10 protein-coding genes are annotated in these 13041 nt (G+C 66.3%); all 10 read right to left on the bottom strand.

Annotation, left to right across the window (positions count from 1 at the left end):
• Positions 1-65: 65 nt before the first annotated feature.
• The 10 genes from OEX18_14635 to OEX18_14590 all read right to left on the bottom strand — a co-directional run bounded on the left by OEX18_14635 (position 66) and on the right by OEX18_14590 (position 12895).
• Positions 66-929 (bottom strand): hypothetical protein, encoded by an 864-nt coding sequence (locus tag OEX18_14635; GenBank protein MDH4338506.1) that lies wholly within the window; start codon positions 927-929, stop codon positions 66-68.
• 101 nt (positions 930-1030) lie between these two features.
• Positions 1031-1306, bottom strand: a complete 276-nt coding sequence (locus OEX18_14630) for a hypothetical protein (GenBank protein ID MDH4338505.1) — start codon at positions 1304-1306, stop codon at positions 1031-1033.
• A 13-nt stretch (positions 1307-1319) separates the two neighbouring features.
• On the bottom strand, positions 1320-2189 hold the full coding sequence (locus tag OEX18_14625; GenBank protein MDH4338504.1) for a hypothetical protein: 870 nt from the start codon (positions 2187-2189) through the stop codon (positions 1320-1322).
• 264 nt (positions 2190-2453) lie between these two features.
• Positions 2454-3212, bottom strand: a complete 759-nt coding sequence (locus tag OEX18_14620) for a tetratricopeptide repeat protein (protein ID MDH4338503.1) — start codon at positions 3210-3212, stop codon at positions 2454-2456.
• A 71-nt stretch (positions 3213-3283) separates the two neighbouring features.
• Positions 3284-4669 carry an amino acid permease gene (locus OEX18_14615; protein MDH4338502.1) on the bottom strand — a complete coding sequence of 462 codons (1386 nt, stop codon included), beginning with the start codon at positions 4667-4669 and terminating at the stop codon, positions 3284-3286.
• A gap of 25 nt (positions 4670-4694) precedes the next feature.
• Positions 4695-5534, bottom strand: coding sequence for a hypothetical protein (locus OEX18_14610; GenBank protein ID MDH4338501.1), 840 nt, complete (start codon positions 5532-5534; stop codon positions 4695-4697).
• A 159-nt stretch (positions 5535-5693) separates the two neighbouring features.
• Complete coding sequence (locus OEX18_14605; GenBank protein ID MDH4338500.1) at positions 5694-6086, bottom strand: hypothetical protein; 393 nt, start codon at positions 6084-6086, stop codon at positions 5694-5696.
• A gap of 87 nt (positions 6087-6173) precedes the next feature.
• Positions 6174-9710, bottom strand: coding sequence for a CusA/CzcA family heavy metal efflux RND transporter (locus tag OEX18_14600; GenBank protein MDH4338499.1), 3537 nt, complete (start codon positions 9708-9710; stop codon positions 6174-6176).
• A gap of 6 nt (positions 9711-9716) precedes the next feature.
• Positions 9717-11618: an efflux RND transporter periplasmic adaptor subunit gene (locus OEX18_14595; GenBank protein ID MDH4338498.1), complete on the bottom strand. Its 1902-nt coding sequence runs from the start codon at positions 11616-11618 to the stop codon at positions 9717-9719.
• Positions 11619-11632: 14 nt separating this feature from the next.
• The gene (locus tag OEX18_14590; GenBank protein MDH4338497.1) at positions 11633-12895 is read right to left on the bottom strand and encodes a TolC family protein; all 1263 of its coding nucleotides are present in this window, start codon (positions 12893-12895) and stop codon (positions 11633-11635) included.
• Positions 12896-13041: the final 146 nt, after the last annotated feature.

Genomic DNA, 13041 nt, shown 5'->3' with positions numbered 1-13041 from the left:
GCCGGCCAGCTGGTGCCGGAGCTGCAGCGCCAGAACGTGATTCCGCAGAACTGACGACTCCCCGGCTATGAGCCGTCGCGCGACAGCCAGTCGATGTAGCCCTCTATTTCGGCCAGGGTGGAATCCGCGATGACGCCGCGGTAGGCCGGCATGCGCACCACCTGGCGGCGCATGAAGAAGCGCGCGATACGGTTGTCGTTGAGACGCGGTATGTTTCCGTCCAGAATCCACGCGCGCAGTTCGTCGTGGTTCTTCACCAGCTCCTGGTAGTCCGGCCCGCGCCACGGCGGCACGTAGCCCTTGAAGCTGCGCGGGTTGTCCACCCCCAGCAGCCCGCCCGGCCCGTGGCATCCGAAGCATCCCAGCGAGCGCGCCGCGCGGTATCCACGACGCGCGTCCTCGGGCATCTCCGTGTAATCCGCCACCGCCTTGTAGTACGCCACCAGGTCCTCGAGCTGGTGTTCGTCGATCACGTCGCGGTAGGCAGGCATGGTGAGCGGGAGTTCGGCGGGTTCGAGCGGGCGCGGGTGCAGCGACACCTCGCCGGCTTTCGGGAAGGCGTCGCGGATGCGCTGTTCCCTGTTTGCGCGGCGGCGCGCATCCAGCGAGTCGCGCAGCGCGAGGCGCCACGGTTTTCCGTCCATGATCCACTCGCGGATCTCGTCGTCGTTGCGCACGAACATCATGGCGGTGCCACCGTCCCAGGCCGGCACGTCGCCGTCGCGGCTCCCCGGATTGGCCACGCCACCCGTGCCGCGCGGACCATGGCAACCGTGGCACCCCAGTTCCTCGGCCAGCGCGTAGCCGCGCAGTTCGGCGGTGAGTTCCGGCTCGCGCGCATAGTTGATGAACCCCCACGCGGCAAGACCACCCAGCGTGAGGGCGGCGAGCATGAGGGCGGAGATACGTGCGCGACCGGAGATGTTCACGCGGTCATTATAGTGGCCGACCGGCGTGGGCGGCGAGGATGGATTGGCGCGCACGGGTGGCGGTGCGCCTCGGCCCGCACCACCACCCGGCGCCCTCCCCCCTACCAGCGGCCGAGAATGTAGCCCAGCGCGAAGAAGACCATCGTCATGCCCCAGTCGACCAGCTCCAGGCCCTTCACATACTTGCGAACGCCCTCGGTGCTGGTCATTTCTCCGGCCAGGCGCCACGCCGGCCACCAGCGCGTGGGGTTCATGCTGACCCCGCGTGGCACGTCCGGTTTCCCGTGCATGCTGAGGGCCCGCTGCTGCACCAGCAAGCCGGTGACGGCAAGAAGAAAGCCCAGCAGGGCGAGCGATGAGAACACAATCCTCGGCATCGCGTTGACCTCCTTAGAAGCAACAGTCGCAACCCGCAATCCAGCAGGCCACTTCGGTGAACAGGCACGCCGCGGTGACACCGCCGCACGCCGTGCACAGCGGGTTCGCCATTCCACCCATCTTGCACTTGTAGCGCGTGCACAGTGTGGCGGCCCAGCACACGCGCTGCGCCCCGCCGTCGACACGCTGCGTCGTGACGTCCTCTCCCGTGATGGCGCCCGCCGCCACCGGGTCGGAGAGGACGGAGATCAGCAGATCCCCCGCCGCGTTGTTGTGCAGTGTGTTGGCGGTGGTCGGCGTGTAGAACGCGTCGAACGCCGCCAGCGTCGCGCCGACTTCGCGCAGTTCCGGCGACGCCGCCAGATCGATGTCACCCGCCCGGTAGCGCGCCACTGCCTTGTCGAGCTGCGCCGGTTCCAGCGCGGGATAGTCGACGGACAAGTGCTCGCCGTTGATGTCGTACGACTCGTACACGCGCCCGTTGTGCTCGCGAAATACCATCGCCATTTCGTCGATCGCGGTGCGTTCGCGTATCCGCAGCACGCCGGAGCGTTCGTCGACCGCGATGGACAGTTCATAGAATGACCCGTTGTCGTCGAGGGTCGCCACGAGTCCCGGCGACGGACCGTCGGGCAGCGGAGCAAGGGTCAGGCGCCGCTCGATACCGTGTTGCGTCACGGTTGCCACGACGGTCCGCCGGGTCTCGTCCCGTTCCAGGTTTGTAATCTCAATGCCGCGTCCGGTCACAATGACCGGGTTCTCCGTGTCGGTGTCGTTGGTTCGTTCCGCGCACGCGGGCACCATGAGCGCCAGCGCAATGAAGCTCCACATCACCAGCGCTGCACGCCCATGAGCCGCGCGCATGAATCTCGTTGTCGCCACGTCCTCCACCTCCCGTCACACCCCCGCACAGCCACCCCGCGATGGCCTGGCTATGGCATAGACCGGGCCAGCGGGCCCGGACGGTCTATCTTGTTGGCATTACGCGAGGTACACAGACAGGCGCTTCGCCACCGCACGCGGGGCGGGGATGGGCGCGGCGATGGGGGGCGCGCGCAACACGGCGCGCAGGTTGCGCTTAGGACGTGGGTCGTCGCGGAACGGGGTGTCGGCCAATCGACAGGCGAAGCCGGCTGCCCAGCGCCGTCATTTCCTGCCCTGGATGTCGTGGAGTTTCTTCCGTGCCTGGGCCTTGGTGTGACTGTCGTCCCAGAGCACATCGTCGAGGTCGAGGCATACCTGCAGCGCCTGGCGCGCGCCGGCGTAGTCGTCCAGCTTGATCAGCGTTTCACCGAGCCACAGATGGTTGAGCGGCATATCGGGCCGCTCGGCGATGGCGTTCTCGAACCACTCCTTCGCCTGCTGGTAGCTTGCACCGGGTGGAACACCGCCGTAGACAATCTTTGCGGCCATCTTCGAGAACCATCCCAGGCCCGCCACCTCGTAGTTCCACCGCCCCAGGATATGCATGGCGCCGGCGTGGGCTGGATCGATCAAGAGCGTTGTCTCCGCCTCACCCTTGACCTCCCTGGAAAGCTCGATGCGGCGCTTGTTGCCCACCACCTTGGTCATCTGGCCGATGGCAACGGCCAGAAAGAAATGCGCCTCCGAGGAGTCGGGGTACAACGAGACGCACCGTCGCGTCAGCCGCTCGCTGGAAGCGAACCACCGGGGCCTGTCGTCGCGCGGCGCAACCATTCCGCAGTCGATGTTCGACCGCGCGAGTTTCCAGAGAACGTCGCAGCGGGTGGAATCGATTGCGAACGCGCGTTCGTAACAAAGGCGCGCGGTTTCGTTGTCGAACACCCGGAAGGCGGCGTCCCCGTCGCGCATGGCGGTGGCGAGGGTTGCATCCCGGGCAATCGGGGTCGTCAATGCAGGGGGAATAACGATGAACGCCGCCATTGCGGCACCCCGGACAAGATCGCTCCAGCGATCTTTGCGGGTCTGAGGATAAGGAAGGTTCATGCTTCAACCTAACTCTCCGCGGCGGAGGAATCGAGCGCGATCTTGCGCCGGAAGAAGAGCCAGTAGCATGCCAGCGCCACCCCCACCCAGATCACGCCGATCCAGGCCGCCGCGCGGTTGGCTTCGATCTGGAATGCGCCCAGGATGATGGCCGCTTCGAGAAGCACAAACAGCGCCGGCACAAGCGGATAGAACGGCACGCGCATGGGGCGGTCGGCGTTTGGCTGTCGCACGCGCAAGACAATGAGTGCGGCACCCGTGAGCGCAAAGAACACCGCGTCCACCAGCACCACGCCGGTGAGCAGGCGGTCGATGCCATTCTTTCCCGCCACCAAAACCAGTGTCACCGCGAGTGCCGTCATGAGAAGGATGGCGAGGCCCGGCGTGGCAAAGCGCGGGTGCGCGCGGCCGAATGGTGAGAAGAACCGTCCGTCACGCGCCATGCCGAACAGCAGCCGTGGCCCGGCGAGGATCTGCTCATTGAGCACACCAAACGCAGACAGCGCCACCGCCCCGGCAACAAAGCGCGCGCCCACGCGCGGCCACACCACCGACACCGCGTCGGACGCGAGCGCGCGGCTCCCGCTCACACCCGCGTAGCCCAGCAAATGCAAATACGCCCAGTTGACCGACAGGTAGACCACCATCACCACCAGTACACCCACCACGATGGCGAACGGCAGGTTGCGACGCGGGTCCTTCACCTCCCCGCCCATCCACAGCACGTGCTGCCAGCCACCGTACGCAAACAGCGCGGGCACGAGCCCGGCGAACAGCAGTGCGATCCAGGGACTCGCCGCGGTGGTTGTCTGCACGGTCGCGGAAACGTCGCCCGCGTGGCGCCCGGCGAACGCAGCCAGCAGTGCGATCAGCGCCAGTGCCGCCACCTTGGCGAAAACGGTGACATTCTGGATGGCGGCACCCCAGCGCACGCCGATGAAGTTGGCGCACGCGAGAAGGGCGATCAGCGCCACCGCCAGGGCCGCCACCACCGGCGCGGCGGGAGTGCCACCGGCAACGAGCGTCGCGAGATTCTCCGCGCACACCATGGAGATGATGGCCACGCCACCGGCCACGATGGCGGTGGAGTTGCAGAAGACAAAGCAGAACGCCACCAGGGGGCCGTAGGAATCGCGCAGGATGTCGTACTGCCCGCCGGTGCGCCCGTACATGCCGCCGAGTTCGGCAAAGGTGAGCGCGCCCAGCAGCGCCACTACACCGCCCACGGCCCACGTCCACAGCGCCAGCTGCCCGTTGCCGGCAATACGCGCCACACTGGTAGGCGTAAAAAAGATACCGACGCCGATAATGGCGCCGATCACGATGTTGGTGGCGCTCACACGCCCCAGCACACGGCGCAGGCCGGTGTCCACCTCTGTGGTTGCGGGCATCATGATGGCGTGAACGATACCGGTGCGTTCACCGGAAGAGCGATTTAATTCTTCCCCAGGTGGTCTGCTCGGTGCCGGTGGCCTGGGGCGTGCTGAACGACCACAACGGTCCCGGGTACGGCCCCGCGTTGTTGTAGGTGGTGGCCTCGGCGCGCCAGTAGTAGGTGGTGCCTGGGAGGAGGTTGCTCACGGGGTACGGCGAGCCGGCGTCGACGTGCTCGATGAGCGCGTCCGGGTCGGTGCCGAAGTAGAGATTGTGGATCAACACGTCGCCCAGGCCGCACTCGGGACCACCGGCGCTCTGCCATTCAAGGTCCGTCTCGAGCGCGCCGATGGTCTCACCGTCGGCGGGCGAAGGCGTGTGCGGTGCCACGAACGCGCAGGGCTGGGTGGAGAACCACACCCCGCGCGACTGCAGCAGCACCAGGTTCCCGTCGCAATCCCACGCGTCGATGCTCGTGCCCCCGTGCGTGTTGAGCGGGCGCCAGCCGCAGCAATCGCCGGAAACCACCACATTCGACAGGCGCACGGTCAGCAGGTGCGTGGTAACGGGTGAGCAGCCCAGATCCACCAGGATATCCACCGACGAATCGCCCGACTTCGTCAGTACGGGGATGTCCTTGCGCGACCCGATGGAAACGCAGCCGGTGGGCGTGGGTGCGGCAAACTGGATCCAACGCACGGCGGGATCTCCGGGCTGTGGAACGTATATGAAGTACACGTCCACCTCGGCGGCTGAGTTGAGGCACTTGGCACTCGCGTAGTCCAGGTTGGGATCGGTCTGGATGATGAGGTAGCCGGCGAGGGTGGGAGTGGCGTACAGCCCGACCGCGAGGGCCATTGCGCCGAACAGGCAGAGTCTTTTCATTCGTTCACCTCGGGATGCGGTCGGTCAACGAATGAGTTTACAGCATTTACAGCGAATTGTAAAACAACCGGGGGCCCGGCGATGTGAACGCGACGGGGTTGCTATACGATACGTGCCCTTGCCCAATCCCGCCGCGCCCACGCTCCGAGGCAGGAGCGACTAACCCTTGACCTCGGAGATGCCAGTGATATCGATGGCCTTCATGCCCTTCTGCTCGACGACGGTGCCGGTGATCATCGAGGGCTTTCCGGCCCAGCCCTTCACCATTTCGTTGGCGGGGCTGTGATCCGAACCAATGATGAGATACACGGTGCCGTCGCTGGCGAGAAAGCCGATGGGCAGCCCGCGCTCGATGCACGAGTTGGCGCACTTAGCATGCTCGGCGCCAACGCCGGTTTCCGGGTGCGACATGTAGCAGTACATGTCGAGCACTTCGCCGGTGAGGGTGACGGTGGCCTTGGCGTCCTTCTTGTCCGTTTTCATGTCGTCGGCGATGGCGACGGCCGTCAGAGCCACAACCAGCGCAAACGAAAGCAGCAGTGTCCGTTTCATGATTTTCTCCTGTGAAGCAGGTGCCGGGCGGGCCCGACACGAATGAGTGAACATAGTATGGCCTCTCGAATTGATTTCTACAACCGTCTATTTTGATGGTTCCTCCCTCAGGTTGCGGCGGTGAATCAGGACAACGATGGCCGGAATTACGATCAGGGTGAGAAACGTGCTCGATACCAGGCCGCCGATCATGGGCGCCGCCATGCGCTTCATCACCGATGCACCCGCACCGGTCATCCACATGAGCGGAACCAGTCCGAGGATGGTGGTTCCCACACTCATGAGCTTGGGACGCACGCGCATCACGGCACCGTGTACGATGGCGGCGTCCAGTCGTTCCGGCGTGAGCGCGCCCCCACGCCGATGCTCCTCGTCGAGGGCCAGATTCAGGAACAACAGCATCACCACGCCCGTTTCCACGGCGAGCCCGGACAGGGCGATGAATCCCACCGCCGTGCCCACACTCATGTTGTAGCCGAGGATGTGCATGTACCACACGCCGCCCACCAGGGCGAAGGGCATCGACAGCATGACGATCAGTGTTTCGCGCGCGCGGCCGAAGTTGAAATAGAGCAGCAGGAAGATCACGAGCAGCGTTACCGGCAGCATAAGGCGCATGCGGCTGCGCACCGCCTGCATCTGCTCGAACTGGCCGCTCCACGAGATGTAGTAGCCCGGCGGGAGCGTGACCTCGCGCTCCACGACGTGCCGCGCCCGCGCCACGAAAGAGCCGATGTCCTGACCCTTCTGCAAGTCCACGTACACGATCGCCTGCAGCAGCCCGTTCTCGCTCTTGATCTCCGGCGGGCCGGGCACGAGTGAGATGGTGGCGAGCTGGTCGATGGGCACCTGCTCGCCGGTGGGTGAAGACACCAGCACGCGCCCCAGCTTGCGCGGATCGTCGCGGAGTTCGCGCGGGTAGCGCACGTTCACCGGAAAACGATAGCGCCCCTCGACGGTCTGGGTGATGTTCATGCCACCCACCGCGGTTTCGATGACGTCCTGCACGTCCCCCACCCTGAGCCCGTGGCGCGCCGCCTCGACCCGGTCGATCTCGAAGTCAATGTAGCGGCCGCCCATGGATCGCTCGCCGATGGCGCTCAGCGTCCCGGGTACACGCTTCATGACGTTCTCCACCTGAACCGCCAGTTCCTGCAGCATCGCGAGATCGTCGCCCAGGATCTTGATGCCAACCGGCGTCTTGATGCCGGTGGAGAGCATGTCGATGCGCGCCTTGATGGGCATGGTCCACGCGTTGGTCATGCCGATGAACTGGAACTCCCGGTCCATGTCGTCATACATGAGTTCGTCCATGGAGAGGCGGTGGAGCTTCGGCGCTCCTGCCGCGCGCCGGTTCACCGCGTCACGCACGCGTTGCTCGAAGCCGTCGTCCTGGCCCGCGTGTTCCTGGACGATGCGCGCCACCAGTTCGCGGCGCACCGCATCGCCGGCCGCCGCGCGCAGCGCGCGGTCGTCGGCACCCTGCATGGCGAGCGCGCGCAGCTCACCGTTCACGGTATGCAACACCATGCGCTCGATGTCCTGCACCGACATGGGCTCGCGGGTCCTGCCGCCGGTTTCCCCGCCGCCTGGCGCGGCGGGGGCCCCACCGGCGCCACCCGCTCGAACCCGCTCCAGATCGCGCAGTACGGCGCGCACGCGCTTTTCGATTTCGCCTTCGCGGATCCATCGCTTCGGCCACGTGTCGGGCTCGTGCAGGTTGACGGTGGTTTCCACCATGGACATTGGCGCGGGGTCGGTGGCGGTCTGCGCGCTTCCGATCTTTCCGAAGACTGTGCCCACCTCAGGAAAGGTGCGGAACAGTTTGTCTTGCGTCTGCAGCACACGCCGCGCCTCGGTCTCGGAGAGACCGGGTAGTGAGGTGGGCATGTAAAGAATGTCACCCTCGTTGAGCGGCGGCATGAACTCGCTGCCCAGCCGCTTGAACGGAACAATCGTTACCAGCGTGACGATGACGGCTCCGACGATCACCGCCACCGGGTGGCGCAGCACGCCGCGGATCACGGGCAGGTACATGGCCACCGCCGCGCGGCTCACCGGCAGTCTGCTCTCCGGCCGGATGTGGCCGCGGACGAAGTAGCCCATGAGCACCGGCGTCACCGTGATGGCAATGACGGCGCCGGCAGCCATCGCGAACGTCTTGGTGAAGACGAGCGGCCGGAACAGGCGGCCCGCCTGCCCCTCCAGCGCGAACACCGGGAAGAAGGAAACCGTCACGACCAGCAGCGAGAAGAACAGCGACGGACCGACTTCCATGGACGCTTCGCGGATGATGGCCCAGCGCTCCGCCGCCGTGGGTCGCTCGACACCCTCCAGCTTCTTGTGCGCGTTCTCGACCAGCACCTCCACCGCGTCCACCATGGCGCCGATGGCGATGGCGATTCCACCGAGCGACATGATGTTGGCGTTCACGCCGATGAGACGCATGACGATGAACGACACCAGGATGCCCAGCGGCAGCGCGATGGTGGCAACCAGCGAGCTGCGCACGTGCCACAGGAACACCAGGAACGTCAGCGCCACGACGATCATCTGCTGGATCAGTTCCTGGCGCAGGGTGTCGATGGAGCGCAGAATGAGCCCGCTGCGGTCATAGGCGGGCTTGATCTCCACGCCCTCCGGCAGTCCCCGCGACACCTCGCGGATCTTCTCCTTCACGTCACGGATCACGCGCAGAGCGTTCTGTCCGTCGCGCATGACCACGATGCCGCCCACCGTCTCACCCTCGCCGTTCTTCTCGGCGATGCCGCGGCGGATGTCGGGACCGATGCTGATCTGCGCGATGTTCTTCAGCAGCAGCGGCGCCTGGCCGCGTTCGGCCTTCACCACGACGTTTTCGATGTCCTCGACACCGCGCAGATAGCCCCGCCCCCGCACCATGTACTCCGCTTCGGAAATTTCGAGCAGGCGCCCGCCCACGTCATTGTTGCTGCGCCTGACTGCCTCGACCACCATGGGCAGCGACACGCCGTAGGCCTGCAGCAGGGACGGCTCGACGGTGATCTGGTACTGGCGGACGTAGCCGCCGATGCTCGCAACCTCCGCCACGCCATCCACGCTGGTCAGCTGGTAGCGGAGGAACCAGTCCTGCAGCGCGCGCAGGTCGCCCAGGTCGTACCTGCCCGACTTGTCCTCCAGCGTGTACGCGAACACCCAGCCCACACCGCTCGCGTCGGGTCCCAGCGACGGCGTGGCGTCCGCCGGCAACTGCCCGCGCACCTGGTTGAGGTACTCGAGCACGCGGCTGCGCGCCCAGTAGAGATCGGTGCCGTCCTCGAAGATTACGTAAACGAACGACTCCCCGAAGAACGAGTAGCCGCGCACGGTGCGCACGCTCGGCACCGCCAGCATGGCGGTGGAGAGCGGATAGGTGACCTGGTCTTCGACGGTCTGCGGGTCGCGGCCCATCCACTCCGAGAACACGATGACCTGCGTGTCGGAAAGATCAGGGATGGCGTCCAGGGGCGTGTGCCGCATGGAGAGGACGCCGGCAAAACCCACCAGCAGGGTGGCAATGATCACAAACAGCCTGTGATCGAGGCACCAGCCGATGACGCGCGCGACGGCGCTCCTGCTGGGATCGTGAACGTCGGGTGTGGTCATGGTGCGTCAGTTGCCGGTGGCTTCATCCCACGCCTTGAAGGTTCCGCAGTGGAGCATCTTCGAGCCGTAGTACGGGTTCACGATGTCGTCGCCGCGCTGCAGCCAGGCGCCTGGATACATGGGACAGTACGCCTTGCGCGGGGCGGCATCGCCAAGTGCCCTTTCGAGCACGGCGCTGTTGGCCGCGGCATAGGCAATGACCGCGTTGCTCAGCGCGACGAACTGTTTGCGCGCGTTCGCCAGGTCGCCGGGTTCCGTCATGGCGTACGCCGCGGTGCGTACCGCGCCATCGGGTGCGTTCTCCGCGATGACTGCGGCCGCGGCAGCAACGCCGTCGGTCTTGTCCGCCGCCAGGCTCACCGCGATGGCGTCGTAGGCATCGAGCAGGCGCTTGACGGCGGGAATCGCCAGAGATGGAACCGGCGCGCCGGCGTCCGGTGTGCTGGTGTCCGGTGTGCCGGTTTCCACCGGCTTCGGCGGTGCGGGCACGCGCACGTCGTCACCGAGCATCTTGGCCAGCGCACCCTGCAACTGGCTTTCGGAGCCGATGAGGAAGTTGCCCGAGGTGACCACGCGGTCCCCCTCGGTCACACCGGAGAGCACCTCGTGGTAGCGCGACGCGCCGCTCTGGAACACGAGTTCCCGGCCCGTGGCCGGTTGCGGCGTGGCGTCGTCCAGCCACATGCGGCCCAGCGACACCGGCTGCGGGCGGAAACGCCCCTCGCCCTCTTCCACCAGCACCAGCGTGCGTGAGCCGGACTGAAGCACCGCGTTCTCCGGCACCGCGAGCATCTCGCCCAGCGGCAGTTTGATGGACGCGCGCGCGTACATGTTGGGCTTGAGCTTGTAGTCACGGTTGTCGATGTTGACGCGCACGCGCACGGTGCGTGTCTCCGGGTTCAGGACCGGATCGGTGAACGCCACCTTGCCGTGGAACACCTCGCCGGGGAAGGCGCGCGCGTTGATGTCCACCTGCACGTCATCGTTGGTGCGCACCAGTTCCATGCCGCATATGCTGCACGAGCCCATTTGCTTCGACGTGACCTGCAGATGCATGGGGCACGCGTAGTAGTCGCCCGCGCGTTCTTCGTACAGGTATGGCAGGTCGTCCTCGTACACCTCCGCGCTCAGCCACACCGTGGAGAGATCCGCCACGCGGAACAGCACGTCCCCCTGGTTCACGTACATCCCTTCGTAGGCCATGCGCTCGATCACGGTGCCGCCCTGCGGGGCGTAGATGGTGATGTGATCGCCCACGTCGCCGCCCCTGGCAATTTCATCCACCTGCTGTTCGTTCAATCCCCAGCGCAACAGCCGCTGGCGTGACGCGGCCACCAGATCCTGCGCGGGACGGATGGCCTCCGCGTTGCCGGTCTGGCGCGCCAGGTCGAGGCTGCGTACGGCGAGCGCGTGCTCCTCCGCCGCGGCCAGCAGGTCCGGGCTGTACAGCGACACCAGCGGGTGCCCCTTTTCCACCGTGACGCCGGTGAAGTCCACGAACAGCTTGTCGATGCGCCCGCCCACCCACGCCGACACCACCGCCAGGTGCGTCTCGTCGTAGGCAATGGTGCCGTAGGCACTGATCTCACGCGCAAGCGCCCGCCGTTCGACGGGTGCCGCGGTGACACCGGTGAGCTGAATCTGCTGCGGCGTCACATTCACCACACCGCTCTGTTCGTCGTCACCGCCACCGCGCTTCTCCACCAGTGACATGCCGCAGATGGGGCAGTCGCCCTTCTGGGGCAGCCGGATCTCCGGATGCATGGGACAGGTCCAGTACACATCGTCGGAGGTGGCTTCCTGCTGGCCGGAAACGAGGCCGGTAATGCCGTGGCGCAGGGCTGGCACCGCCAGCACCAGCACGGCGGTGAGAACGAGCAGCGCAATTCCAATTTGTTTGCCTGACATGGTTCCTCCCGGCGTCACTCGGCGCGCGGCACGGCGTTCAGCGCCAGTGCGCGCTCCAGTGCGGCCAGTTGAATGCCGAGGTCGGCGATGACCTCGTAGTACTCGCGGCGGATCGACAGCAGCGTGCGTTCGCTGTCGAGGTAGTCGAGGAAGTCGACGCGTGCCGCGCGATAGCCCGCCTCGGACGATTCGAAGGTCTGCTGCGCCTGGGGCAGGATGACGGTTTCAAACCGCACCCGGCGCTCCTCGGCCGCGCGCACGCGTTCCACCGCCTCCTGTACTTCGCGGCGCACCCGCAACGCTTCCGCGTCGAACCGGTGCTCGGCGCCGCGTTGCATGGCCTCGGCCTCGCGCACCGCGGCGCGGCGTTTGCCGATCCAGATGGGCAGGTTGATGCCGGCCATCAGCTCCCACATGTTGTCTGCGCCCTCGTTGCCGCCAAATTCGAACATCACGCCGAGCATGAAGTCCGGAAAGTAATCCCGCCCGGCCAGGCGCCGCGCGCGTTCGGCCATTTGGATCTCCGCGCGCGCCGCGGCCATCTCCGGGCGGTAGGCCAGGGCGGTGTCGGCCACGGCCAGCGCGAGTACCGTGTCCGCGGCGGGAATGTCCCAGCGGGGCGGCGGCAGCGGCTCGGCGGCATCGCGGCCGATCAGCTCGTTCATGCGCGCGCGTACGGTGGCCAGTTCGCGGTGGTTGAGGGTGGTCTGGTCGTCGAGCTGCGAGATGGCAAGGGTCACCTTGAGCACATCCTGCTGCTGGGCGCGTTCGGCGGCGTAGCGCGCCTGGATGGCGGAACGCATACGTTCCAGCAGGAGCGTCTCGTCCTGCAGCACGCGGGCGATTTCCTGCAGGCGGACGTAGTCGTAGAAGGTCATCTTGACGGCCGCCTCGATGTCGAGCGCGACCGCATCCGCGGCGTGCGCGCTGGCCGCGGCGGCACTGGCCGCAACGTCGCCGCGCAGCCCCCGCTTGCCGAAGAACGGCACCTCCTGCATGAGGATGAACTCCTGGCGCCCGCGCATCGGGTCCGGCGTCACGTAGTAGCCGTACAGCAGTTTTGGATCCGGGTAGCCACGCGCCACACCGATGCGTTCGGCGGCGGCGCGGGCCTGGGCGTCGGCGGCGCGCAGCGACGGGCTGGCCGACCGCGCCTGCGCGACGAAATACGAGAGGGGCGCGGGTTCGATCGAGGGCGTCCCCGCACCGGCCACGGTCGGCCATGCGAACACAAACAGCACGACCGCGGCGATCGCCCGGGCCGGGGGCCTGGTCATTATAGTGCGTGCGTGGGTCACGGCCCGGTAACCGCAAGCCCGGTGCCACCCCGGAAGGCGGTCCAGATGAGGACGTAAAGCCTTTCCATATAATAAGTTAATAAAATGCCGCGCGTCGCGTCACGTCGCCAGATTGTAGACTATTC

The organism is Candidatus Krumholzibacteriia bacterium, from assembly GCA_029865265.1.
Classification (GTDB): Bacteria; Krumholzibacteriota; Krumholzibacteriia; order WVZY01; family JAKEHA01; genus JAKEHA01.
Note: the sequence above shows the minus strand (reverse complement) of the source record. Positions and strands in the feature narration are given on the sequence as shown.